General features: G+C 42.8%; 22 protein-coding genes and 1 riboswitch. Of the genes, 3 read left to right on the top strand and 19 right to left on the bottom strand.

Translation table 11 applies throughout. The annotated features are described in order from the left end of the window. Positions 1-71: 71 nt before the first annotated feature. The 6 genes from IQ283_RS02860 to IQ283_RS02835 all read right to left on the bottom strand — a co-directional run bounded on the left by IQ283_RS02860 (position 72) and on the right by IQ283_RS02835 (position 8,103). Positions 72-1,466: an L-cystine transporter gene (locus tag IQ283_RS02860; RefSeq protein ID WP_194218645.1), complete on the bottom strand. Its 1,395-nt coding sequence runs from the start codon at positions 1,464-1,466 to the stop codon at positions 72-74. A gap of 527 nt (positions 1,467-1,993) precedes the next feature. Then, the gene (locus tag IQ283_RS02855) at positions 1,994-3,088 is read right to left on the bottom strand and encodes an iron-containing alcohol dehydrogenase family protein (protein ID WP_194218644.1); all 1,095 of its coding nucleotides are present in this window, start codon (positions 3,086-3,088) and stop codon (positions 1,994-1,996) included. 100 nt (positions 3,089-3,188) lie between these two features. Beyond that, on the bottom strand, positions 3,189-3,863 hold the full coding sequence (locus IQ283_RS02850) for a methionine ABC transporter permease (protein WP_194218643.1): 675 nt from the start codon (positions 3,861-3,863) through the stop codon (positions 3,189-3,191). After that, entirely contained in the window at positions 3,853-4,887 is a 1,035-nt protein-coding gene (locus IQ283_RS02845) for a methionine ABC transporter ATP-binding protein (protein WP_194218642.1), read from the bottom strand. The genes IQ283_RS02850 and IQ283_RS02845 overlap by 11 nt, the downstream gene beginning before the upstream one ends. A 21-nt stretch (positions 4,888-4,908) precedes the next feature. Continuing rightward, positions 4,909-5,715 (bottom strand): MetQ/NlpA family ABC transporter substrate-binding protein, encoded by an 807-nt coding sequence (locus tag IQ283_RS02840; RefSeq protein ID WP_194218641.1) that lies wholly within the window; start codon positions 5,713-5,715, stop codon positions 4,909-4,911. A 169-nt stretch (positions 5,716-5,884) separates the two neighbouring features. Next, a riboswitch (SAM riboswitch) is annotated at positions 5,885-5,993 on the bottom strand. Between the two features lie 109 nt (positions 5,994-6,102). Then, entirely contained in the window at positions 6,103-8,103 is a 2,001-nt protein-coding gene (locus IQ283_RS02835) for an alpha/beta hydrolase family protein (protein ID WP_198427139.1), read from the bottom strand. A 393-nt stretch (positions 8,104-8,496) separates the two neighbouring features. Here IQ283_RS02835 and IQ283_RS02830 point away from each other — a divergent pair, with 393 nt between their 5' ends. Next, on the top strand, positions 8,497-8,646 hold the full coding sequence (locus IQ283_RS02830) for a BH0509 family protein (RefSeq protein ID WP_159785356.1): 150 nt from the start codon (positions 8,497-8,499) through the stop codon (positions 8,644-8,646). Between the two features lie 133 nt (positions 8,647-8,779). Here IQ283_RS02830 and murQ (IQ283_RS02825) read toward each other — a convergent pair whose 3' ends face one another. The 13 genes from murQ (IQ283_RS02825) to IQ283_RS02765 all read right to left on the bottom strand — a co-directional run bounded on the left by murQ (IQ283_RS02825) (position 8,780) and on the right by IQ283_RS02765 (position 24,476). Further along, positions 8,780-9,685 (bottom strand): N-acetylmuramic acid 6-phosphate etherase, encoded by a 906-nt coding sequence (gene murQ, locus IQ283_RS02825; protein WP_194218639.1) that lies wholly within the window; start codon positions 9,683-9,685, stop codon positions 8,780-8,782. Positions 9,686-9,697: 12 nt separating this feature from the next. Beyond that, positions 9,698-10,666: an N-acetylglucosamine kinase gene (locus tag IQ283_RS02820; RefSeq protein WP_194218638.1), complete on the bottom strand. Its 969-nt coding sequence runs from the start codon at positions 10,664-10,666 to the stop codon at positions 9,698-9,700. Then, the gene (locus tag IQ283_RS02815) at positions 10,653-11,477 is read right to left on the bottom strand and encodes a carbohydrate ABC transporter permease (RefSeq protein ID WP_194218637.1); all 825 of its coding nucleotides are present in this window, start codon (positions 11,475-11,477) and stop codon (positions 10,653-10,655) included. The genes IQ283_RS02820 and IQ283_RS02815 overlap by 14 nt, the downstream gene beginning before the upstream one ends. 12 nt (positions 11,478-11,489) lie before the next feature. Continuing rightward, entirely contained in the window at positions 11,490-12,440 is a 951-nt protein-coding gene (locus tag IQ283_RS02810) for a carbohydrate ABC transporter permease (RefSeq protein WP_194218636.1), read from the bottom strand. Positions 12,441-12,455: 15 nt separating this feature from the next. Further along, positions 12,456-13,724, bottom strand: coding sequence for an ABC transporter substrate-binding protein (locus IQ283_RS02805; RefSeq protein ID WP_194219574.1), 1,269 nt, complete (start codon positions 13,722-13,724; stop codon positions 12,456-12,458). 25 nt (positions 13,725-13,749) lie between these two features. Further along, positions 13,750-14,769: a serine hydrolase domain-containing protein gene (locus IQ283_RS02800; protein WP_194218635.1), complete on the bottom strand. Its 1,020-nt coding sequence runs from the start codon at positions 14,767-14,769 to the stop codon at positions 13,750-13,752. Beyond that, on the bottom strand, positions 14,762-15,613 hold the full coding sequence (locus IQ283_RS02795) for a MurR/RpiR family transcriptional regulator (RefSeq protein WP_194218634.1): 852 nt from the start codon (positions 15,611-15,613) through the stop codon (positions 14,762-14,764). The genes IQ283_RS02800 and IQ283_RS02795 overlap by 8 nt, the downstream gene beginning before the upstream one ends. A gap of 72 nt (positions 15,614-15,685) precedes the next feature. Next, positions 15,686-16,591, bottom strand: coding sequence for an N-acetylmuramic acid 6-phosphate etherase (murQ, locus tag IQ283_RS02790; protein ID WP_194218633.1), 906 nt, complete (start codon positions 16,589-16,591; stop codon positions 15,686-15,688). A gap of 4 nt (positions 16,592-16,595) precedes the next feature. Next, positions 16,596-17,663, bottom strand: a complete 1,068-nt coding sequence (locus tag IQ283_RS02785) for a DUF871 domain-containing protein (RefSeq protein WP_194218632.1) — start codon at positions 17,661-17,663, stop codon at positions 16,596-16,598. Between the two features lie 21 nt (positions 17,664-17,684). After that, positions 17,685-19,085 carry a PTS transporter subunit EIIC gene (locus tag IQ283_RS02780; protein WP_242057223.1) on the bottom strand — a complete coding sequence of 467 codons (1,401 nt, stop codon included), beginning with the start codon at positions 19,083-19,085 and terminating at the stop codon, positions 17,685-17,687. Positions 19,086-19,359: 274 nt separating this feature from the next. Then, positions 19,360-20,622, bottom strand: coding sequence for an exo-beta-N-acetylmuramidase NamZ family protein (locus IQ283_RS02775; protein WP_194218630.1), 1,263 nt, complete (start codon positions 20,620-20,622; stop codon positions 19,360-19,362). 60 nt (positions 20,623-20,682) lie between these two features. Continuing rightward, positions 20,683-22,782, bottom strand: a complete 2,100-nt coding sequence (locus tag IQ283_RS02770; protein ID WP_194218629.1) for a glycoside hydrolase family 3 protein — start codon at positions 22,780-22,782, stop codon at positions 20,683-20,685. A 17-nt stretch (positions 22,783-22,799) separates the two neighbouring features. Then, on the bottom strand, positions 22,800-24,476 hold the full coding sequence (locus IQ283_RS02765) for a serine hydrolase domain-containing protein (protein ID WP_194218628.1): 1,677 nt from the start codon (positions 24,474-24,476) through the stop codon (positions 22,800-22,802). 465 nt (positions 24,477-24,941) lie between these two features. On the opposite strand from IQ283_RS02765, the gene IQ283_RS02760 reads away from it, so the two are divergent. Both IQ283_RS02760 and IQ283_RS02755 read left to right on the top strand, forming a co-directional pair. Next, the gene (locus tag IQ283_RS02760; RefSeq protein WP_194218627.1) at positions 24,942-25,955 is read left to right on the top strand and encodes a tripartite tricarboxylate transporter substrate binding protein; all 1,014 of its coding nucleotides are present in this window, start codon (positions 24,942-24,944) and stop codon (positions 25,953-25,955) included. A gap of 62 nt (positions 25,956-26,017) precedes the next feature. Then, positions 26,018-26,467 (top strand): tripartite tricarboxylate transporter TctB family protein, encoded by a 450-nt coding sequence (locus tag IQ283_RS02755; RefSeq protein ID WP_194218626.1) that lies wholly within the window; start codon positions 26,018-26,020, stop codon positions 26,465-26,467. The last annotated feature ends 7 nt before the right edge of the window (positions 26,468-26,474 follow it).

The following is a 26,474-nucleotide window of genomic DNA, read 5'->3' as shown; positions in this document are numbered from 1 at the left end:
CACTATGTCAATCGAGTTATTCTTCTCATAAAAAAGCCCGCCTTCTATGGGAAGCGGGCTTCATCCGTTAGTTAAACGGCAATATCTTTTTCAACAGCATTTGAATCATTGAACTTATCGTGGTTCAACTTGCCAAGAATTCGTGATGTTAGTGTACCTGAAGTCATCGCACCATTCACATTTAACGCCGTCCGCCCCATATCAATGAGTGGCTCAACAGAAATGAGAAGACCGGCTAAGTAAACGGGTAGGTTCATAGAAGAAAGAACGATTAACGCAGCAAATGTCGCTCCGCCTCCGACTCCAGCCACACCAAACGAACTAATACCAACGATTAAGACAAGTTGGATTAAAAATCCAGGACTGAGCGGATCAATACCTACCGTTGGCGCAATCATAACTGCGAGCATCGCTGGATAAATACCAGCGCAACCATTTTGGCCAATCGTTGCACCAAAGGATGCAGACATGTTCGCTGTTCCTTCATCAACACCAAGGCTATTTTTCTGAGCGGAAATATTCAAAGGAATTGTCCCTGCACTTGAACGAGAAGTGAAGGCAAACGTAAGAACAGGTAATACCTTCTTCAAATATGTTAGTGGATTTAATCCACCTGTCGCAACCAAAATCAAATGAATGATAAACATCACAAGCAGTGCTAAATAGGATGCAAGAACGAATTTCCCGAGTTCGAGAATACCGCCTACGTTCGTTTGAGCGACGGTAGTTGCCATCAAGCCCATAATCCCGAATGGAGTTAAGCGAAGAACTAGTGTGACGATTCTCATAACGATCGCATAGACAGCATTCACACCTTTCGTGAAGACGGCTGCTTGCTCTGGATTTTTACGACGTACACCTAGTGCCGCGATTCCAACAATAGCTGAGAATATAACAACGGCAATTGTTGAGGTCGGGCGAGCTCCTGTCATATCTTCAAACGGATTTGCAGGGATAAACGCAAGAATTTTATCTGGCGTACTCATATCTTTCACACTACCAAGCGTTTCTTCTAGATAGCTTCCACGATCCTGTTCCGCTTGCCCTGCTTCAATTTGCTCAGCATTTAAATCAAAGACGAGCGAGCTTCCTACACCAACGATCGCTGCAACCATCGCGGTTGATACAAGGATTCCAATAATCCAGCCTGACATTTTGCCAAGCTCTGAAGTCTTCTCAAGGTTCGTAATCGATTGAATGATCGAAACCATGACAAGTGGTATAACAATCATCATTAGAAGGCGTACATATCCGCTCCCTACAATGCTATACCAATCTGATGTTTGACTCACAATCTCTGAGCTAGCTCCGAAGACAGCTTGCAAGTAAACACCTAACACAACCCCAAATCCTAAACCAGCAAACACACGCTTACTAAAAGACACATGCTTCTGTTGCATCTTAATTAAAACACCAATAAGAACAAGTAAAATGGCAATATTCACAATGACTAAAAATGTATCCACGCTATTTCCCCCTTTTATTTTCTCTATAAAACCAAAACTTTATAATCCATATAAGTTTAGTCGGCATTAATCTAAAATACTACCAATTTGTGGCACTGTCAAGTGCTGGTGCCTGTCACTCCCCGCTATTTGTCGAATGGAGGAAAAGGCTTAGGAAATCTCCATCTTAAGTATGAGTTGAAAACCGAACTGGTGACTGGTTTATTTGATACGCATACGGCGTAGACTGTAATTAACAAGGAAAGAGAGAAACAAGGAGGTGCTGGACATGGAGAACATTTACGTTCTTGAACAGGAAATTATTAATAGGCGCTAAACAACACATTCGTTGAATCGGAGGGGAACATTTCAATGATTTTATTACTGATCAAGAACTATTTTCAGCCAGGTGCTGATCAACAATGTCAATGGAAGGAACATCGCAATCGCCATCTTGATCTACTCGCAAAATCCATCTATCATATTTAATCCCCTGGGCGTTGAACCGTAACTTCCAGGGGACTTTTTTACTCACTAGATATGCCTAATCAACTTAACGTAACTTGTAATGCTTCTAATCCAAGAATCGCTTCAACTACATCATTTTTCGTCACATGACCTGAAGGGAAATGAATAGACTCCCCATCTCTCGTAGCGTATTCTGCGATGACTTGACCTATGCTCTCCACATTTGTTGGTTCAATGCCAATTGACTCTAACGAGAGGGGCAAACCAATTTCTTTATAATAGGCAAATAAACCTCTCACCTCTTCCCACTCACCTTCTAGTACAAGTTGCACAAGTATGCCATAAGCTACCTTCTCACCGTGAAGAAACGAATGAGCTTCAGATACGTGTGTTAATCCGTTATGAATGGAATGTGCCGCTGCAATCCGACCATAGCGGTCTCCAAGACCTCCTACCATCCCTCCTGATAAAAAACTTGTTTCAATTACCCTAATAAACGCTTCACTCAAACGACCATTCTGTTGATCCTTAACCGCTTTTTCACCATCTGCCACAAGGACATCACGGCAGCTTCTTGCTACTTCATACGCTAGTTTTACGGGAATTGGCGTTGAAGGCAGTTCCTCAATGAGTGCTCTCGCTTCATACCATTTGGCCAGCGTATCACCAATTCCTGCTTTCAAATAAGCGATTGGTGACTGCACTAGAATTTCAGGCTCTACAAGAACAAGATATGTACTTCTTGGAAAAATAGTATACTCAATAAACTCTCCCTCGTCTGAATACTTCACACTAAGTGGCGTCGTTGCCGCACATGTAGACGCAAGCGTTGGCACAAGAGCCACATCTTTATTCACTTCATTACCAACTGCTTTCGCTACATCCAGAACCTTTCCGCCACCTACACCAAGAATCAAATCGGCACCGTGAATATTGGCTAATTCAGACTGTCTTTTAATTTCCGTTTCTGAACATTCACCACCGTACGTAGAATAAGCTACATGAAAGGCAGATAGATCTGGAAAATAACCCTGGGCTGCTTCCCAAGATTGCTGTCCAGAAATCACAAACACTTTTTGAAACTGCCCTTCCTTAAGCAATCGTGGTAATTCTTGAAGGATACCTGATCGACATTCATAATGTCCTGGCGTTGCTCTTACCTGAATTGATTCCATCTTTTCTTCCTCCTAAATCTGATGAACAAACTGATCATGAAGTTCATTTATTGAAGACACACCTGCTAATGACAATAAAACAAAATGGTTTTCTTTTAACTTAATCCTTCTTCAAACGAGCGGAGAGAACATTCCCAAACGATTGTAGCCCCTGAACAAGGACAATAAGGAGAAATACCGTAACGTACATCACATCGACTTCATATCGCAAATGACCGTATCGATAAGCGAGATCACCAAGTCCACCTGCTCCAACGAGCCCAGCCATTGCCGTTGCCCCAATCAGTCCAATTGTCGCAATCGTTAATCCAAGAACGATCGATGAACGAGACTCCCTTACAAGAACATGCCAGATAATGTGTCTCGTTTTTACCCCCATTGCTTCATAAGCTTCTACTACTCCACGATCGACCTCAAGAAGAGCGGACTCCATCAACCTTGCGATATACGGCGCCGTAAAGACAACGAGCGGCACAATCACACCTTTTACTCCAATAGTTGTACCTGCAATCATTTTTGTAAAAGGTAAAATGAAAAACAGTAAAATGATAAATGGAATCGACCTGATCACGTTTATAGCCGCATTTAATATACGGAAAAGAACTTTATTTTCTAATGCTTTTTCAGGTCTAGTTAAAACAAGTAGCACACCAAGCGGGAGGCCAATCAACACTGAAATCAGTAGTGAGATCCCAACCATTTGAAATGTTTCAATAATCGCGTTCCAAATGTCTGCACCCCAAAGATCAATAAACTCCGATACCTTAGCTGACATGAGCTTCCACCTCCTGAACATAGCCTTCTACTACGACGCCACTTTCCTCTAAAAAGGCAACGGCCCGAGCCGTCTCTTCCGCTTCCCCATCTAAATGAACGACTAGCCTACCAAAAGGCTGATCCTTCAGTTGTGTAATGTTCCCTGCTAAAATGGACGGATACACGTCGAACTTCTTACTAACAAGCGCAAGAGCGGGACTACCTGATTTCTCCCCAATAAATGAAAGATTCACGATCTGACCACGCTCTTTCAATCGCGACACAAGCGACTCTGGAAGCTCATCCTGGAATAACGACTGAACAAATCGTTTGGCCGTCGTTGTAGCAGGCTTACTAAAGATATCGATCACTCGCCCCTGTTCAATCACCTTCCCGTTCTCCATCACAGCCACTTCATGACATATTTTCTGGACAACGTGCATTTCATGCGTAATGAGTAAAATCGTGATTCCAAAATCACGATTGATTTGTTCCAATAAAGATAGGATTGATTCTGTCGTATCTGGGTCAAGGGCACTCGTTGCCTCATCGCATAGTAGTACTTCAGGTTCATGAGCAAGCGCACGGGCAATCGCCACACGCTGCTTCTGACCGCCTGATAGCTGGGAAGGATAAGCATCCCGCTTATCCGATAACCCAACGATACCTAAATATTTATCAACTCGCGCTTCAATCTCTTTTTTACGAAGACCCGTAAGCTTCAGCGGGATGGCAATGTTTTGATACACAGTGCCTGTTTTCAACAAATTAAAAGACTGAAAAATCATCCCAATGCGCTGTCTTGTTTTTTGAAGCTTTCCGGTAGACAAAGAAGTGAGCTCAATGTCATTGATAAATACCTTTCCATCTGTCGGTCGCTCCAGAAGATTCACCATTCGGACAAGCGTGCTCTTTCCTGCACCACTATAACCGATGACGCCATAGATGCTTCCTTTCTCTACTTCTATGGAAACATCATCAACCGCCTTCGTAATCGTCTCACCGCTTTTATACGTTTTCGTTATATTTTCTAATCGAATCATCGTGCTCACTCCTCTTTCGAATTACCAGGATGCAACTACAGAACCGTTAAATTCGTCCTGGATAAATTGCTTCACTTCATCTGATTGATAGTAGTTCACTAGCTTTTGAATACGTTCATCATCTTTGTTCTCTGTTTGTGTTGCAATCACGTTCACCCACGGGGAATCTTCTGGTTCCATTTCAAGCGAATCTTCTTTCGGTACGCGTCCACTTTCCATTGCAAAGTTCGTATTAATTGCTGCAATCGCAAGCTCACCAAGCTGTCTTGGAATTTGTGAAGCTTCTAATGGAACAAACTCGAGATTGTAAGGATTCTTCTCAATATCTTTGATCGTTGCTTTAACACCAACGCCATCTTTCAACTCAATAATGCCAGCTTGCTCAAACAACATTAGCGCTCTCGGTTCGCCTGTTGAATGGTTAGGCAACCCAACTTTGTCGCCTTCTTGCAATTCATCAAGACTCTTATATTTGTCAGAATAAATTCCCATGGGAAAAGTAATCGTAGTTGCTACCTTGGAAAGATCGAGTCCTCTTTCTTTTACATAATCATTCAAATAAGGTTCATGCTGAAATACGTTCGCATCCAATTCCCCTTCATCAAGGGCTGTATTTGGCATCACATAATCATTAAACGCAATCACTTCAATATCAAACCCGTCTTCCGCTGCGATTTCCTTCACCTTGTTCATCACATCTTCATGCGGTCCAGCCGTTACCCCTACCTTCAGTGGGCTATCTTCTGAATCCCCAGAAGCCTCATTCCCTGAACAACCTGCCAAAAAGACTAAAATAAGTGCACCTAATAAATACAATGATTTCTTCATTTCTCAATCTCCTTTAAAATTCACATAGTAATGTAAAGCGTTTTAGTACTAAAACATAAAAGCGCAAAAGTACTTCGACCTGCTAAAATCCCCTCCCAATAAAAAAACTCCCTCTGTAAAGTACAGAGAGAGTAGTATCATTTCATCATTATCAGCAGCGCTGAACTCTCTCTCATCTTTCAAACGATTGCTCGTTTGCTGGAATTAGCACCTTTCTCACGAACTGAGATGGTTGCTGGGCGTCACAGGGCCAGTCCCTCTGCCACTCTTGATAAGAGTTTTCGATATTATTTAACTATTTTCAATAGTATAGTATCTTTCTCGAAGCGCGTCAAGGGAAGATCTCAAAAAGTGCCTGTCACCGCCCGCTATTTGTCGAAAGATCTCTTATTGTCTTCCTTCTAGGTAATTGTCGAACCAGTTTCCTAGATGCTTAAGTCGTTCCACTCGTAGTTCTGGATGACCGCTTCGTGATAAATTATGATCAGACTCTGGGAATCTTACAAACATCGTTTCCTTCCCACGATGCTTTAAAGCGACATATAACTGCTCTCCTTGCTCAATAGGGCACCTGTAATCATTTTCGCTATGAAGAATTAAAAGTGGGGTTTCGATTTGGTCCACATACTTAAGCGGTGAATGATGCCAAAGCTTATCAGGGTTTTCATCTAAATCACTTCCAACTTCCCACTTTGTGAAAAAGTATCCGATGTCACTAACACCATAGAAACTCTGCCAATTCGAAATAGAGCGCTGGGTAACCGCTGCTTTGAATCGATCAGTTTTCCCAACAATCCAGTTCGTCATAAAGCCACCGTAGCTTCCTCCCGTCACGAAAAGTTGAGCTTCATCAATAAAGGAATATTTGTTCAACGAGGCATCAACACCCGCCATCAAATCCTCATAATCACCCCCACCATAATCTCCTCGGCAACCATTCACAAACTCTTGTCCATATCCCTGACTACCACGTGGATTCGTATAAAGGACAACATATCCTTTTGCTGCAAGTAGCTGAAATTCGTGCATAAATGAATTACCATACATCATATGCGGTCCACCGTGAATTTCAAGAATAAGAGGATATCCCTCACCTTCCTGATAATCATTTGGTTTCAATAGCCAGGCCTGAATCTCCAAACCGTCTTTCCCAGCGTATGTAAACATTTCTGGTGTCGAGAGCTCCAAGCTTTCGAGAACGTCAGCATTTGATTGAGACAAACACTGTTCATTTACTCGATCTCCATGAAACGAAAGCGTATAAATATCGCCAATGTTAAGTGGATCGCTAATTGCAACAGCCGCTTCATTCGCGCCTGGCAAGTAGTGAAACGCGTAATGGTGCCTGTCACCACCCGCTATTTGTCGAACCGTGCAATCTTCTCCGACGAAATAAACACCAGTGTTTCCTTCTTTACTAGCAAGGAAAGAGAGTCCATCTCCATTTTGGTTCCACATCGCACCAGGAGAAGCGCCTCCCCAGTGCATATCTGAAATCAATACATCCGAACACTCTAAATCAACCTCCTCTGTTAAACAAGTAAACTCTTTCTTCGCTATGTCAACAGTCCAGATTTTATTCAACGTAGCTCCTTCATGCTCAAAGTTATGCCCAATGAATGAGAGCTTCTTCCCATCTGGTGACCAGTTCGGTGTGCTAAAGCTCCCACCCTCACGATTTAACTGATCAGGCTCTGATCCTTCATTCAGACCCTGAATAAAGATGTCGGCTCGCATGTAGGACCCCTGTTCTTCATATCGATCTCTCACATATACAATGGATTGTCCATCCGGTGACCAGTTAGGGCTAGAATGATTAAATGGTGCATCTGTTAGCCATTCTATTCTCTTTTCACCTGAGGTTACCTCGATCAAGACAACTTGCATATGGTGATTGTCAAGCAAACCACTGCCGTCTGCTTTATACTGTAAGTCAGTCACAACGAGAGGCTTACGTCCTTCTTCTTTCTCTTTTGTATCCTTACTTAAAACAAGTAGCGAAGAACCATCGGGTTTCCAAACAGGAGCGGAAACACCACTTTTTAAATCAGATAGTTGTCGCGCTTCGCCACCATCAGTTGAGATAAGCCATATTTGATTTTCTCCTGATCGATTCGAAACGAAAGCAATCGTCTTCCCATCAGGCGACCAGCGCGGAGAGTGATCTTTTTTCTCCCCAGAAGCATATGTCCAATCATGCTCAATTCCAGTATCGCGATTTACTATGACTAAATTTGAAGTATATTCTTTGTTCTCATTTATCACTTTCTTTACATAAACAACGTAGCTCCCATCAGGTGAAAGTTGGGGATCACCAACAAAAGTGAAATCATAAAGGCTTTCTTCCAAATTCTTTTGTTTCTTGTCACTTCCAATTTCAATTTCCATCATCCACACTCCCTTTCTACATCTTCTCTACTTCCATTGAATAGGAAAAAACTCCTGCAGAGCGGGCAAATCTCCTTCTAAATCCATCTCTAATTCTGATTCTAACCATCTCTTCTAGAATAAAGATCACTTCATCCAGTTTGTTAAAAAGGAGTAAACAACCAAAATACACATTTTTTTCAAGTGAAATCCAGAAAATAAGAACACACATTCTCTTTATAACTCTTATTCCCCGAACTTCCGATCACTTTCATAGCAATTTCACATCGGTTCCCTGCAATATATCTCATTTTGGTATTTGAATCATCTCATTGTGAGATGTATAATAAAATTAACAAATTGAAAGCGGTTACCAAACAGGAATTGCCGCTTAAAATACAGGGAGGATTTACAATGAGCCAGCAAGCACGAAACCAATTTATTGATCTTTTGTGCGACAAAACGACAATGAACAGAGAAGAAGTTCTGAGAATGTCTGATGCGGAAGTAGAATATTTTCACTGGCTCTACTTTGATGACTCACCAGCGGACTTAATGATGTAATAAATATCTACAGCCCCTGCGGTAACTCCGCAGGGGCTGTTTTAATAGAAAGAATGCGATGTGTCTTTGTTGAGAAAACAGATGTATCTAATAGGGATCAGGTACGTCACCGGTAACGCACCTGACCCCTTACCTATCTTCCCCCCTCCATCGCAGCCACAAAATCCCCACTCTTCTCCTCAAGCAGTCGCCTCGCTCGATCCGCGTCCACTTTTCGCAAAATCATCAGCACCGCTACCCGCGCATCGCCTTCTGCCTGTTCACTGTAGCGTGCAGCTTCTTCTTCACTCACTCTCGTTAACTCCTGAATAATCGAAACTGTTCGCTTCCGTAGCTTTTCATTCGATGCTTGAACGTTCACCATTAAATTACGATAGACCTTCCCAAGCTTGATCATCGATGCTGTCGTAATCATATTTAATACCATCTTCTGTGCTGTTCCTGCTTTAAGCCGCGTTGAACCTGTCACCACTTCGGGACCTACTGGTAATTCAATCGGATATGTAACCATTTTTGAAAGCGGTGCGCCTGTATTACACGAGATCCCTGCTGTCACTACACCCATTTTATTCGCTTCTTCGATAGCGCCAAGCACATAAGGGGTTCTTCCGCTTGAAGCAATACCAATGACTAAATCTTGTGTACTAACACGCTTCCTTACATCCTCTCCCCCCGTTTCCCGACTATCTTCGGCCCCCTCGATTGGATACCTGAGCGCTCGGTCTCCTCCAGCAATTACGCCATTCACTAGGTCAGCCGCAACACCAAATGTCGGCGGGCACTCAGAAGCATCTAACACGCCGAGACGCCCGCTTGTACCAGCACCAAAATAAAAGAGCTTTCCTCCTTTTTTCATCACAGCAACAACTTGATCAACCACTTTCTCAATCTCGGGGAGGGCGGCTTTCACAATTCCAGCTACGCTCCCATCCTCTTCGTTCATCAGCTCGATTATTTCAAGCGTTGAAAATTGGTGCAGATTTTCCGATTTTGCATTACGCATTTCTGTCTTCATCTCATTCACGTCTGTCAACGTCATCTCTCCCCTAGTTTAGCCGTCCATTACGTGATGAGACGACATCAGATTTGCTTTCCGTTCCTCTGTGAGCGGTACACCACAACAAAGTAGTGCACAAATGCATGCCCCTACAGCTGGAGATAAGTTAGGATAATACACATCGCTTACCCCTCTTGTTTTCAATTCTTCAAGAAACCCATTTCGAAAGAAGGAGGATTGCATTAGCCCTCCGCAAATCACTAGTTGACTGCCCCTAATCTCGATGGCACGAACTAATTCACTCAAACTCTCAAAAGCTCTCTGAACGATCTTCAACGCCGTTTGATTTTGTCGCTCTGCAAGCTTGATGACCTTCTCAGCAACAGAAGCGATTTTCATACGCGCATAGGAATCCTCATAAATCGCCGTAATTATTTCAGGCGCACCGTTTACCTGTAAGAAGGAAAGGATGTTACTACAAAAAGCTTCGTCCAACATCATTCTTCCATCATGCATCATCGCAACTGTCCGGAGCGCCTTCCGCCCAATATCGTAGCCGCTTCCTTCATCACCAAACAAATAGCCCCAGCCTCCCACACGACGGGAACCATTTGCATCGATCGAATAGGAAATCGAACCAGTACCCGCAATGAGAACGGTCCCTTCCATCGAAAATGTACCGCTTGCAAGCGCACCGTAAGCATCGTTCTTAACCTTAAGAATCCCTTCAAAACTCGGAAGCCTTTCCCTCAGCCATCTTTCCCATCGCTTCTGATCCTCTTCTCGGTCACCACCCGCCGTTGAAACAAAGATTCCTGCAAGCTTTCCATCTTTTAATCCCGACGTTAATTCCGTGATCACGTGATGAATGGCAAATCGCACCTCTTGTTCTGCGCGAGATTTTAGATTTGTCGAACCAGCCGTACTTTTAGCTAAAATTACTCCGTTTTGATTGCACAATAATCCAAGAGTTTTCGTTCCTCCGCCGTCTATGCCAATGTAGAATCGCTTATTTAATTGCACCTTGAGTAAGTCCTTCCATAAATTGTTTAGATGCGATGAAGAACAGGACAATCATCGGAAGTGACGCAAGGGTCAGACCGGCAAAAAGGGCTCCCCAATCTGCAGAGTATTCGCCAAATAAGGAAAGCATGCCGACTGGGATTGTCTTTTTCAGGTCATCGGTAATAAAAATAAGTGGGAAGAAAAAATCGTTCCAGGCCTGGATAAATTGGATGATCATCACGGTTCCAAGCGCCGGTCGCATCAGTGGTAGCACAACACTCCATAAAATACGAAGGTTTCCCGCTCCATCAATACGGGCCGCTTCTTCTAGTTCACGAGGCATTGTTCGGAAGAATCCTGTCAAAATCAAAATCGACAGTGGAATTCCCGTGGCGACATACATAAAGATCAGTGACCAAAGCGAGTTTAGTAGATTGAGATCTTTCATTAAAATAAACAGTGGCACAATGCCTAGTTTGATTGGAAGCATCATTCCCATCAGAAAGAAAAAGAAGATGATGTTATTCCATACAAACGTGAAGCGTGCGATATAGAAGGCGGCAAGTGACGAGGTAATCAAAATTAATAGAACAGAAACGACGCTCACAAACACGCTATTCATGAAATACGTTGTAAACGGTATGATCTCCAGTAAGTTCCGATACGTATCAAGCGTGAACGTCTTCGGTAATGAGAGTGGACTTGTGAAAATCTCTGCGCTTGTTTTAAAGGAAGAAAGGATCATTAATAGAATCGGATAGATGCTAATGGATGCGATGAGAAAAGCAAATACATAGTAAAACGGTCTCGTCCAAATCGTATGGTTCATAGTATCGCCTCCTTACATGTCCACTTGTTTTTTCTGCATATAGCGTAAATAGAGTGCGGTAAAGAATGAGATAAAGAGAAAGAGCACAACCGCAAGTGCTGATCCTAATCCGACTGCCGTTGTCGATCCTCCTGCAGAACCTCCGAATGCGAGACGATAAAAGTAAATCGCAAGCGTATCAGTAGAATGGTAAGGTTCTCCCTGCGATCCCTGCATCGCGTAGACGAGTTCAAACGCTTCAAATGACTGAATAAATGTGAGGACTGTCATAATCATGAACGAAGGAACCATTAACGGAAGCACGATTTTACGTATCATCGACAAACCATCTGCGCCATCAAGCTTGCCTGCTTCGAACAGTTCCTTCGGGATCGACTGAAGACCGGCAAGAAAAATAAGGACACCGAACCCAATACCATACCAGCAGTTAACGAGAATAATAGAAATCAAAGCTGTATCTGGATCACCAAGCCACGCTTTTTGAAGCTGTTCCAAACCGATCTTTTCAAGTATCACATTCAGTGCACCGTAGTTTGGATTTAGAATCAGCTTCCAGAGAAAACCGACAACGATGACGGATAGAAGTCGCGGCAGGAAATAAGCAATTTTAAGAAATTCCGATCCCTTCACTTTTTTATAAATAATATAGGCAAGTACAAAAGCAAGGCCGTTCTGGAAAATCATCTGTAGTACAAAATAAAGAATGTTATGGCCAAACGCACCCCAAAACAGTCCCGAAAAAGGCTCCAGCGTAAACAGATCTTTAAAATTTTTCAGCCCCACGAACTCCCCACGTACAATTCCTTTCCAATCAAAAAAGCTGTAGGTTAAGGCTGCAAACAAAGGATAAACGATGAAAAGTCCATATATAATCAGGGCAGGAATCGGGAAAAGGTGGATGGTCCACCTTTTCCAGTTCCTTTCTTTTTTGATTTTCACGATTGAATTTGTAGCTAGTTTCATATTGTCCGCCCCTTATTACTGTAGTGGCTCATACCAGGACTGTGCGCTTTCTTGAATAGTCTTTGCTACTTCCTCTGGTGTACGTTCGCCAAGATACATCCCCTGAAGCTCTGTTTCGATCGTCGCTTTTGTGGAAGGATTTCCACCAGCGAAATGAACGAGCATCATGTACGGTGTTGACTGTTCTTCTGCTGCTTTTCCAAGCGCATTGACAAGTTCATCTTCCGACTCAATACCAGGGATTGCGCTGATCATTTTAAATTCTTCTGTGAACATCGTGCCAAACTCTTCTGTTGTCATAAACTGAAGAAATTTCTTCGCGGCATCTTTATGCTCCGAGCTTGCATTGATTGCATACGATCCATCTACCCAAGTTGTAATCGTAGGTTCTTTTCCTACAGCAGACGGCATTGGGAAGAAGCCAAGTTCAAGATCAGGATTCATTTCACGTAGCACTTCAATTTCCCAGCTTCCAAGTGGGAACATCGCTGCATCACCTGTAAAGAACATCGTACGAATATCTTCCATTCCAAGACCTTCGTAATTTTCAGGGAAAAATTCTTTCAGTTCATCCATCGCGTCAATCGAATTCTGAAATTCATCACTTGTAAAATCCGTCTCACCAGCTGTAATTTGATCAACAAATTCATTACCACCATAGTGAGCTGGACCAATAATTCCATGCGATAATGATAAGAGCCACCCTTCCTTTGTTCCAAGAGCGATCGGTGTAGTACCTTCCTTCTTTATTTTTTCATTTAGCGTCATGAACTCTTCCCATGTTTGCGGTTCTTCAAGACCCATTTCTTCAAACATTTTCTTGTTGTAGAACATTTGCGTCGTGCTCATATTTAGCGGCACACCGTACTGCTTATCATCAGATCCTTTCGAAGCGGCAAGGGTTTCCTCTGGATATTGATCTAGTCCTTCCAGATCATCCAGCGGCTCAAGATATCCAGCATCCGCAAGCTCGATGCCCGGTGTATAAGGGCGAAGGTGAATGATATCAGGACCTTCCCCACTTTGAAGGGCCGTATTTAAGATCGTGTTATACTCCGTATTCTTTGAAGGCTTGAATTCCACGTTAATGTCCGGATTTTCTTCATTAAAAGCATCAATCATTTTTTGATAGCTTGCTTTGTCTTCTGTTCTCCAGCTTCCGATCGTTATCGTAACGCTATCTTCACTTGCTTCAGAGTCTCCCGAATTCCCACCACTTTCTGAGCTACACGCAGATAGAACAAGAATCAACGCTAGAAAACCAGAAAAAGTAAACGCTTTCATTTTATCCAAAATATTTCCCCCTCATTTAATTAGTAAAAGAGTCATGAATCAAAGAATGGAGATGAAGTCTAATCTGTCTCATGTTATGGTTTCTTCCGTAATGCACGATATTCGTTAAAAAAGTGACGATCAGCTCTTCTTTAGGATCAATCCATAAACTAGTACCAGTAAACCCTGTGTGGCCGAAGCTTCCTTCTGACCACCTCCTTCCACATGATAATGTCTTTCCTTCTCCGTCCCAAACCTCAAAGCCAAGCCCACGATTTTGTATCACATGCTTTCTAGCATTCCTAATCGTCTCCGGTGACAGCACCTGCTGCGTTTCTGGATACAAGAAATATCGACCGAATTTTCCGAGATCTTGAGCTGTAGAAAATACACCTGCACTTCCGCTTGCTCCGCCGAGGTGGAGCGCTTTCTCGTCATGCACCTCCCCCTGAACGTAATGATCGTTATGCCATTCTGTTGAAGCGATTTCTCGGTGTTGCGGAGGATTGAACATCGTTTTCGTTAACCCCCATGGCTTGAAGAGTTTAGTATTCGTGAAGGTAGGTAAATCCACGCCGCTCACACGCTCTATTACTTCTCCAAGTAAAATCATGCCTAGATCACTATACTGCACAACGCTCCCTGGTTGATGGATAAGATCTGCGTTGACAACTTCTTGCAAAATCAACCGATTATCGACTCGTTGAACAGGCGGATCAATGTCTGCAGGTAAGCCTGTTGTATGTGTAAGTGCTTGGTGAATCGTGATATCTGAATGGTTCAATTCTGGGATGTAGGTTTGAATGGTGTGATTTAATTCAACTGACGTGTTGTCGATCAGCCATAAGATAGAAGGAAGGGTTGCCACCACTTTTGTTAGGGAGGCTATATCAAAAAGCGTTGTGGTATTCATGGTGTGAGATTGTTGTATCCTGTCTTGAAAACGACCGTAAGCTTGATGAAAAACAGTGCTCCCTTTATGTTGAACATGAAGAACAGCGCCAGAGAGCTCCTTTTCGTCAATTAATGTTTTTAAGTAAGTATCAAAGTCATACATGCTTCTTCACAACCTCAACTGCTTTTCGCGTTCGCTCAAGTGCAGCAACGCTCTCATCGTAGTTTCGACTGGTCATGCCAACATACAAAATATCAATGACGTTCAGTTGAGAAATACGTGAGCTCATCGCACCACTTCGAATGCTCTTTTCAAGAGAGCTTGTGAAAAGCTTAATATCAGCGAGGTCATAAACTGGATTTGTACCGTATTTGGTTAAAGTAATCACAGTGGCACCATTGTCTTTTGCGATTTTCAGAGATTCAATAATGTCTCTTGTTTGGCCAGAATAAGAAATGCCGAAAACGACGTCAGCTTCTCCGAGGTTTGCGCTAATCGTCCCTTGTGTATCATAATCGACTGCAGCTTCACACCAGCGATTAATACGAGAAAGTTTTTGTTTGAAATCCTGGGCAATTAATCCTGATGCTCCAATACCATATAGCGCAATTTTCCTCGCACGACTTAAAACAGTGATTGCTTTCTCTACTTCCTCTTTTGATAGAACAGAAATTGTATCATTAATCGACTGAATATTATTGTTTGATACATTTTCAATAAACGAATCCACCGTCCCATCAATCGATATTTCTTGATAAGATTTGCTCGTCTGCTTCGTTGCAAGATCACCCGCGATTCGAAGCTTCAATTCTTGAAACCCTTTGTAGTTCAGCGTTCGAGCAAGGCGGATAATTGTCGCTTCACTCACTTCTGTTCGTTTCGAGAGTTTCTGAATGGAAAGGTTGATTACTTCTTCCGGATAATGAATGATGTATTCCGCTACTTTTCGTTCTGAAGGTTTTAATGAAGTGATTGATTCCTGAATACTGATCAGGCCTCCGTTCATTCCTAGCCCACCTTTACCTGAATAGATTTTCAATCATTTCATTTTAGCATATCTTATTTAGCGATTCTTACCTTAGCTTGTCACAAAAGCAGATTCAATCGCTTTTCGCAAATGCCCATCATACCTTTCTAATGTCGAATGAACAATTTCTCCTTTTAATCCTGTTAGTAACGAAAGAATCGCTCCTTTCGTTGATCCGTATTCTTCAAGAGCTTTCTCCGCCTCCTCAGTAGATACACCTGAAATTTCTGCAACAATGTTCTTACCACGCTGAACGAGTTTACTATTTGTTGGTACAACATCAACCATCAAATTGCTATAAACTTTTCCAATTTTAATCATCGAAGCAGTCGTTAGCATATTTAATACAAGCTTCTGGGCCGTCCCCGCTTTCATCCGCGTCGATCCCGTGACAACTTCTGGTCCGACATTCGCAACGATGCTGTGGTGAGCGACTTCTTCCATCTTTGTATTTTCACTACACGTAACCGCCCCAACCGTTGCACCAATTTCTTTGGCATAAGCCATTGCGGCTACCGTATAAGGTGTGCGTCCACTAGCTGCAATCCCTACGATCACGTCTTTCTTCGTAAGCGACAGCTCTTTCATATCTAAGACAGCCTGCTCTTCATCATCCTCAGCACCTTCAAGCGCATATTGAAGAGCTTTATCGCCACCCGCGATCACACCAATCACCTGATTTGACGGCGTTCCGAACGTTGGAGGGCATTCAGAGGCATCAAGAACGCCAAGTCTCCCACTCGTCCCTGCCCCCACATAAATTAAGCGACCATTATGTTGAAAGGCATCTACAATTCGATCAACAAGACGTTCAATAACTGGTAGGGTTTCTTTAATAGCGTCTGGTATAACATGATCTTCCTCGTTTATGATGGTAAGAACTTCATGTGTTGTCATTTGATCAATGTTCAGTGTGTTTTGATTTCTACGCTCGGTCTGGATGTTATTTAAATTCATTGTGTTAATTCCTTTCATGAGTAGCATCAATTTTCAAAAGTAATTCAAACGGTTGAGATGCCCCAATGTAATTTAATAGAGGCAAATCTTCTCTAATCACATTTCCAATAACATTCACACGATCGTCCTCCGGAAGATCGTGCTTTACAAGCTGAATTTCACCAGCATAGCGGCCATAGTTCATATTATCAATCGTGATGGCGCCGCGTTTTCTTTTTAATGAAGGTATTGGTTCAGGACGATGTTGTAACTGTCTCGACTCTACTGAACGGATCACATCCCGCGCTGGATCGGGACGGTTCCTATGTTTTCCCTTCACATGAAAACTTTCAAACTGATCATCCACTTTCGAAACCTCAAGCGGAATCACTCCTTTTGCAAGGAGTGAAAGCTTTTCTAATTGACTATCACTGACTGAAATATCTCCTATCAGGACTTTGTCAACTTGATAATGATATAGTAGCTCAGCACAGGCCATATGAGGAGACATAGAACGATGTTTCTCAAGCGTTGGAAGGCCAGAGTAAATCGGTCCTCGAAGGTTTTGATCGCCTGGAATAAACGCCATTGTTTGAATGCCATATTCTTTAAATAAGCGATTTCGTTCCGAAAAAAAATTAACGTCTAATCCAGTTTCTGGTCTTGGGTAGTAATTATGCCAGGCCTCGAGGTTAGAAACGTTTGCACCCATTTCAAGCCACGTCTCAATTTCCTCTCTCGAAATAGTACTTGCATTTAAGCCCACTTTCATCAACTGAGATAAAGAAACAATTAGATCATCGGTATAACCATAGTCCGGACGAACGCCATTCACTCCCCAGTCCAATAACTCTTCATAATGTTGAATATTTAAATGGGTAATGGATTCTGGCGAAATATCTGCGACAAGCTCCATCTCAAATTTCCTTGCTAATTGACCAAGCTCTTTCAAACGAGTTTGATAGAGCGAATGATCATCTTCAGGAATATGGAGGGATGTAAAGATAGCATCGAATCCAATTGATTTAGCTCTTTCTAAGCGTTGCTCAACATCTCCTCCATCACTTCCAAGATAAACAGATATTCCAAGCATGACATCTGACCCTCCATTTTCTTATGCAGCTGTGTTCTTTGAAGCTCCTTTATCAATCGCAACGGTCATTTCTTCTTTAAACCCGAAGAGATACGTGAAGACAAAACCAAAGAAATAAGCAACAACGAGAGAAATAATATAATATAAAATTTGATTCGAATTCACGAGGAAGATTAGCGGTAAGCCAGATACTCCGATCGCAATTGTCGCCACTTTAAAGAATGCAGCAAACGCGCCTCCAATGGCTGCGCCAAGACATGCCGTAATAAATGGACGACCAAGTGGTAGCGTCACACCGAAAATCAGTGGTTCTCCGATCCCTAAAATGCCGACTGGCAACCCAGCTTTGATCACTTTTCTTAGTTTCTTATTTTTCGTTTTGAAATATATCGCGAAGGCAGCCCCTACTTGACCAGCGCCTCCCATAGCAAGGATCGGAAGCAATGGATCATCACCAATCGTGTTGATTAATTCCATGTGAACAGGCGTAAGCCCTTGATGAAGCCCAGTAACAACTAGAGGAAGGAACGTTCCTGCTAGAATCAATCCTGAGAAAATACCTCCTGCGTCAATTAATCCTAGTAGCCCTTTTGTGATAAGGTCTGATACAAATCCACCAATTGGTTGTAGGACAATTAATGTCGCAAACCCCGTAATCAAAACAGAGATCGTTGGCGTCACGATAATATCGAGGGAAGATGGAACAAAACGACGCACGCGGCGCTCGGTCCATGCCATGAAAAACGCTGCAAGCATGACGCCTACTAAGCCGCCTCGACCAGGCACAAGCTGTTCACCAAAAAGCGTAATTTCAGCGAGTGCTGGGTTAATAATTAAAATACCAGCGATACCGCCGAGGGCAGGGGTTCCACCAAATTCCTTGGCTGCGTTTATCCCAACGAAAATGCCAAGGTAGCTAAACAAGCCCCAACCAATAAAGTTTAGAATAGACACAAGTGACGTTTCCGGATCAACACCTGATCGAATTACAATATTCGTTATTCCAGCAATTAATCCTGACGCAACGATAGCTGGAATAAGAGGAATGAATATACTAGCTATTTTTCGTAAAAATAACTTAAATGGTGTTGCGTTCTTTTGCTTAAGATCTGATTTTGTTTGATCTGCGAGTCCTTCAAAGATGTTCTCATCATCTTCCAAATCCTCCGCATCAACACCACTCAGCTTTGAAACTTCTTCTGCTACCCTTGTCACAATTCCAGGACCTAAAATAATTTGGATTGTTTCAGCTTCCACTACGCCAAGCACGCCGTCAATTTCTTTCAATTGATCAAGATCTACTTTTGTCTCATCAATCGGTGTTACCCTAAGCCTCGTCATACAACTTGTTAAAGAGCTAATGTTCGATGGTCCACCTAAATGCGGTAGAATCTCCCCTGCTAAGCGTTCTTCTTTTCTCACAAGCTTTCCCCATTTCTTCTTATGATTTCGTGATGTACTCCGTTTCCTCATATTGATGGAACCTCTGGCTATGTAGTAACTGCCTACAAATGCGCCCTAATCAATCCTGTTTATTTCGTTCGTGATCGGCCCTCCTTCATATCTGTTAATTGAGTTGAATTTTCTAATAATTTCAGTTTAACAAGTTTTATTTAATAATGTAAGTGTTTTTGTGAAGTTTTATTACATAAAATAAAAAAAGCACTCGACGCTATGCGAGTGCTTAACAATCTATCTAGTATAGTAAATAGTCTTCTCTTACTTCTTTAAAATCTTTTAAATCATCTTCCCACTGCTTCTCCATCTTTTTCACGCTGTCTCCATTTTCAATGCCTTCTCGAATCCACCCGTTTCCAACGAGAAGATCAAAGAATGAGACGCCTGCGCTATTTTCTGCGCGAAATTCAAAGTCTTCAGGATAGAGATCGTGAATGGTTTTCACGAGGCTTAATCCTGTTTTGACTGGCTTGAACGCTTCTTTATCAGTCACATGAATTTGAACGCCATGTGTTAACTCTCCCGCATGCTTCGAAAACGAAGGAGTAAAGGAAGCTGCCCTAAAATCAACCCCTGGAAGTTTCAATTCGTTCAGTTCACCGGCAAGTTCCGTTGCGTTAATAAATGGTGCACCGATTAATTCAAAAGGCTTTGTGGTACCTCGACCTTCGGATACGTTTGTTCCTTCGATTAAGGCAGCTCCAGGATAAGCGAGCGCTGTATCGAGCGTTGGCATATTAGGCGAGGGCAATACCCATTCAAGTGGCGTATCATCGTAATACATATCCCTCTTCCACTTATCCATTTCAACAACTGTTAAATCAGCACCGATTTCAAATTCTTCATTGAAAAGTGAAGCAAGCTCACCTACTGTCATGCCATGACGAAGTGGAATTTCATATTTTCCGACGAACGAAGCGTATTCATCATCAAGAACGGGACCTTCCACCGCTTCCCCACCTAGAGGGTTAGGACGATCAAGCACGATGAATTCAATGTCATTCTCGCTGGCAGCTTCCATAGCATAGGCCATCGTATAAATGTACGTATAGAAACGCGTGCCTACATCCTGAATATCGAAAAGAAGAACATCAATGCCTTCTAGCATTTCTGGCGTCGGCTTTTTAGTAGATCCATAGAGACTGTAAACGGGTAACCCTGTTTCTTCATCCGTATAATACTCGACATATTCTCCTGCCTGTGCGCTTCCACGCACGCCATGTTCCGGTCCATAAAGTGCCTTTAAATCAACATCGGAATCATTGTGAAGCAAGTCAACAATGCTATTAAGCTCCTGATCTACCCCTGTAGGATTTGTAATCAGGCCAACGCTTTTTCCTTCGATAAGCTCTTTTTGATCTTCGAGTAGAACTTCCACACCAAGCTTGAACTTCTTACGCTTATCATGACCGTGTCCTTTCCCATTGTTATCAGCGAATGCCACAGATAATGATGATAAGACAAGCATCGTAGTTAACACCATCACAAGCCACTTTTTCATGTTTAAAACGCCTCCCCATTTTTTAAGAATCGGGAAGAACAAGTCTTCCCGATCACAATTTTAGTACGTTAACCCATGACCAAAGTTATAAAGCACGCCGCCCGTTTCCCCCGGGATCGTTATTGGTAGCTTACCTGACGGTGCATTTTCACCAAAAATGGTAGCGGCTGTTGCTTCAAAGCTAGCCGTTCTAAAACCATACTGAGCAATGTAACTGTCAACGTTCGGATAAGCCATAATGTCATATGGATTACGGATCCCAATCGCAATCACATCCGCATCCGTTTCACTCATAATCGTATCGACCATCATCATCTGTGGATGCTCAGGCGAACGCGTACTCACACTGTACGTATACGTGCCAATGATGATTTGATCAGCAGACGCAAGAGTTTCACGCTGTTCATCTGTTAGTGTGTAGCTTGCATTTACTTCAATAACCGTCGTATTGTCATGCGCTGCTTTTACTGCGTTACCGAGTGATTCAACAAAACTTCGTCCGATAACGACAACGTGATCATCACTGTTCCCGTCAAGAGGAAGGACATTGTCATTCTTTACAAGCGTAATGGATTTATCCGCCGCTTCTTTCTCAACGGCTTTATGCTCGTCTGACCCTACTGTCTCGAGCGCTTCTTGAATTTGTTTATTTACGTCACTCGGGTTCTCCGACTTGATGATTCCACGATTCACTTTTAATGTTAGGATTCGTTCCACTGATGCTTCGATCCGTTCTTCAGATATGTCACCTGATTCAACTGCTCCATATAATCCTTCTGCCACTTCTTGAAGTCCAACTGGCATCAGGACGATATCGGTTCCTGCTTTCACTGCGCGAATCGCTGCGTCAACAGATCCGAAGTGATCCTGGATGGCACCCATGTTCATCGCATCCGTTGTAATGACGCCTTCATACCCCATCTCATCACGCATTAATTCTGTTAAAACTTTGTGCGAGAGTGTGGCCGGAAGAGAAATTTCTGTACCATCTTTTTTGGAAATCACTTTCGTATCATCGATTTTAGGGAACGTCACGTGCGCTGTCATAATCGCGTCAATCCCAGCTTCCATTGCCTTCTGAAATGGATAGAGTTCGACTTCCATGAGACGTTCTTTATCATAAGGCACTTCTGGAAGACCTAGATGTGAATCAACTGCTGTGTCTCCGTGCCCTGGAAAGTGCTTAGCCGTTGCTGCAACGCCAGTTTCCTGAAGACCTTTTGTATACGCAATACCAAGGTCCGCAACGAGCTCTGGATCTTCTCCAAATGAACGAACACCAATAACAGGATTATCCGGATTGTTGTTCACGTCCATATCAGGTGCGAAGTTCATGTTAATACCAAGGGAGGCAAGCTCTTCCCCAATCGCATGTCCAACTTCCTTCGTCAGATCTTTAGAACGCGTAGCACCGAGCGCCATGTTCCCTGGCATATCTGTTCCCGACTGCAGACGCGTTACAATGCCTCCCTCCTGATCAATCGTCATGAGCAGACCGTACTTCTCAGATGCTTCCTGATAATCAGCAACAAGCTTCGTCGTTTGCTCGGTTGTAACCACGTTTTCTCTGAATAAAATCACGCCTCCGAGATGATATTCTTCAATTTGCTCTTCAATTTCCGGAAGCATTTCAGTGACATTTTCACCGTTCCAATTTCGATAGTCCGGCATCAGCATTTGACCGATTTTTTCTTCCATCGTCATACCGTCAATCGCATTTTCGATAATGTCGTATTGCTTCCCTTTCTGTTTAATCAAAGACGGAGCGGATGATTTTTTATTTGATTTATCCACTTTATAATCAAGGGCAATCCGATCTTTGTTCTTACCATCTGAAACCGTAATGAACGTCCGGCCACGCTTACCTGTCAGCGTTACGTTCCCTTCACGATCTACTTTTGCCACCTTTTTATTGGATGACTTCCACTTCAGATTTTGATCTATTTTCATAAAGTGACCATCATCGTAAATGTGAAGCGCATGCAATGTGATGCTTTTCCCATCAAATTCTGAACTCACTTCAGGAACATTTTCCATTAAAATCAACTCGGGTGAACCTGCTTTTTTTGCGGAAGCTTTCCCCGGTAACATAACTGCCTGGGAAAAGATCATTAACAATGCAAGAAAAGTGACAATCAGCCGTTTCTGTCTCGTTCGCATGCTATCCCTCCTGGTTTTTAATATGATCGCTTCATCCATTCATCACTCGTAAGCGTGACTGTTGAGCCATTCACCTTCAAATCATCAACATACCAACCACGTTTGTTCGTAGAGCCATCTGTCTTATATGTGAAGCGAACGTACTTTGTGTTTGCAGGTAAAGCGACTTCTTTCGCCTCCCATTTCTTACTGCTTCCTGTTAGCTGAAGTTCTTCGGTCCATTCATTTCCATTCTCTGAAACCTCTACTGTTCCCATGTCGTAGCCTTCCTCAATTTGGTACCACGTATCAAAAGTAATAATAGATTCTTTGTGCACGTTAACTTTAGCAGTCAGATACTTCGATTCGTTATCTCCATAACCAGCAAACCAGGGATCAGCTTTCTTGTTCATCGCAACTGGAATCGCATCCGCTACCTTTCTTGCAAACTTCCGTCTCGTTGGAGAAGTAGATACGGTTTCACGCGTCGGATGAACCCGATTCGTTAATAAGATCGCAATTGTCTGATTCGTTGGACTGACAACGATTGACGTCCCTGTATAACCTGTATGACCGAGCGTTGTGCTTTCAGATAAAGCATCCATGAACCAACCTTGTTGGAGCTCCCAGCCGAGGCCATGATCGTCACCCGGAAACTCTGGAATCCGATTTTCTGTTAAAAGTTTCACCGTCTCCGGTTGAAGAATGCGTGTCCCACCATAGCGCCCTTCCATCAGAAACATATGAGCAAATTTAGCGAGATCCGATGCTGTCGAGAAAACACCTGCATGACCAGCGACTCCGTCCAATGACCAGGCACTCTCATCATGAACTTCCCCCCAGACAAGCCCTCTGTTCGTCCATGGCTGGTATTCCGTAGCCGCAATTCGTTCCTTTAATTCAGCAGGAGGATTGTACATCGTATCCTTCATATCAAGCGGATTGGTGATTTCTTTTTTTACATATTCATCTAGACGCATCCCAGACAATCGTTCAATAAGAGCACCAAGTGTAATCATGTTAAGATCGCTGTATGTATACTCACTCCCCGGCTCTGATTGAAGTGGATAGTTAAAAACATACTCCAGGCGATCTTCTCGATCGCCTTCGATCGTGTAGAGCGGAATCCATGGTTTGAATCCCGATGTATGTGTCATCAGCTGTTCGATGGTAACGCTTTCCTTTCCGTTCGCTGCAAATTCCGGAATGTACTTCGCTACGGGATCATCCAGCTTAAATTCCCCATCTTCATAGAGCGTCATTGCCGCCGTTGTTGTGAAAAGTTTGCTAATTGAGGCAAGATCAAAAATGGTTTCCTTACTCATCGGAATTCGGTTTTTCATTTCAGTAAACTCATCATCTGTGTATTGCGCAGCATAACCGTAAGCTTCTTCCTTTACGATATGTCCTCTTCTCGCTACAAACGCAACCGCGCCAGGCATAACCTGTTCATCGATGGCGCCTTCGATCAAATCATCAATCTCATTAAGTGGTTCTTCTCGCATTCCGGCTCCTTTGACTGAACCAAGATGCAGAACAGGCGATGTCGGTCCAGGATTGTCCCACGAAAAAGTTGGATGACTCTTACTATGACTCATGTTGACCTTCCCCGCTTTCTCAATCGTTGGACCAGGTGCAGCCAAACCAGATCCTGGAGCTAAAAGTGATGTACCAAGCGCGGTGGTCAGAAGCAGTGACAGCGTTTTTCTTTTCATAGTGCCCTCCCCATTGTTAATGAATACAAGTATTAACGAGCTACCTCCTCAATGAAACGAAATAACATTCAGAATATTCTACCCAAATCGTAACCTCTTCCTTTATAGTCGTCTATACCACTTAAGTCATAGATAGAAGAAAAACACCCGGATTTATCTATCTTTATACCCAGGTCATTAGAATGATTTTGAAGTTTTATACCGTTTGATACATTTTATATCTGTAGCTTTACTTCAGAATATGAGTACATACGTTAAATAAACGTTTGTTTAGTAGCGATAGATTGGGGAGTGCCTGTCACTTGCGAACTTGCGAACTCATAATCTTTCATGAACTTTATGAACATAATGTACAGAATGAAACAAACCTTTCTTATTTCCCTTTTCTTAATCTAACTAAAATAATCAGGTATATTGTTGGTGGTTAATCTGTAAGCGATTACATTAAGGGGAGAGGTTATCACTATGAGACGAAAAATGAACTTGTTCATGTCCCTTTTGTTGGGGAGCGTTCTTCTATTGAGCGCTTGTGGAAGTAATGAAAGTGCGGGAAATTCTTCAGGCGATAATGGTGAATGGAGTCCTGATAAACCCATCGAAATGATTGCGCCGGCTGGAGCTGGGGGTGGTTGGGATACAACTGCTCGAACAATCTCAAAAGTAATGGAGAAGGAAAATATTATCGATAAACGTATGGCTGTTGCCAATAAACCAGGTGGTGGAGGTGCTGTTGGTTGGTCTTATGTCGATAAGAAAGGTGGCGATCATACACTTTTCATCACATCACCCCCGATTTTATTTGTTCCATTAAACGGACAATCCGAGCTTGGACACAATGATTTCACACCAATTGCGGGTGTAATTGCGGACTATTCAGCTTTTGTTGTACCTGCTAATTCGCCATACGATAGTATGAATGATCTTGTTGATGCACTAAAAGAAGATCCAACCTCTGTGTCAGTTGTGGGAGATTCTTCTCCAGGAAGCATGGATCACATGGCATTCGTTAAAGCCGTAAAAGCCGGTGGTGTTGATATTAAGCAACTGAAATATGTTTCTGCTCAGGATGGTAGCGGAATGAGCATGCTGCTTGGAAATAAAGTCGATGTCTACTCAACAGGTCTCGCAGAAGCAACAGAACAGGCACGTGCTGGTAAAGTGAAAGTTCTTGCTATAACTTCACCTGAGCCACTTGAAGGCGAAACAGTATCCGAATTTCCAACGCTAAAAGAACAAGGGATCGATGACGAATTCATCGTTTGGAGAGGTATTATGGGACCAAAAGATATGTCGGCAGAAGCCGCTACATTCTATGAGCAAGCTGTCAAAGACATGATGGAAACGGATGAATGGAAAACACAGCTTGACAATTTTGGTTGGAATGATAACTTTATGTCCGGTGAGGACTTTCAAGAATTTCTGGATCAAGAATATGACACGATGGAAGAATTGATGAACGAAGTTGGTTTAGCAAAATAAGGATAGAGCGAAAGGTCAGTTCACGCTGACCTTTCATATTTATTAAAGGCAGGTGACTCGTCATGCTAGCAAGTGTTGAACGTAAAGTAGCCATTGTTTTATTGCTTATTTCCATTTTATATCTCTTCCTTAGTTTTCAGCTGCCAGCTTTTCCATACGCCATCGTAGATGCCGACGCACTACCGAAAGGACTGGGATTTTTACTCGCAGCGCTCTCGATCTTACTATTCATTCTGAACCCTACTGAAGATCGAAAAAAAAGTGACATTAAAAAAGATGAAGTGCTCATGTTACTGGCCGTTTCTGGCCTTATCTTTGTCTATATTCTCTTATTTGAGCTCCTAGGATTTGTGATTGTCACAATCTTATTCCTACTCGTTACGTCACGTATGCTTGGTTATACAAAACGGAAAACATTGATTGCTGTTTCAATCGGCTTTACGCTTGTCCTTTATTTTTCATTTAACTATTTACTTCAAATCTATTTACCGCAAGGCCCACTTCCCTTTTAGAAAGGAG

This window comes from Pseudalkalibacillus hwajinpoensis, assembly GCF_015234585.1.
In the GTDB taxonomy this organism is placed as follows: domain Bacteria; phylum Bacillota; class Bacilli; order Bacillales; family Guptibacillaceae; genus Guptibacillus; species Guptibacillus hwajinpoensis_B.
Note: the sequence above shows the minus strand (reverse complement) of the source record. Positions and strands in the feature narration are given on the sequence as shown.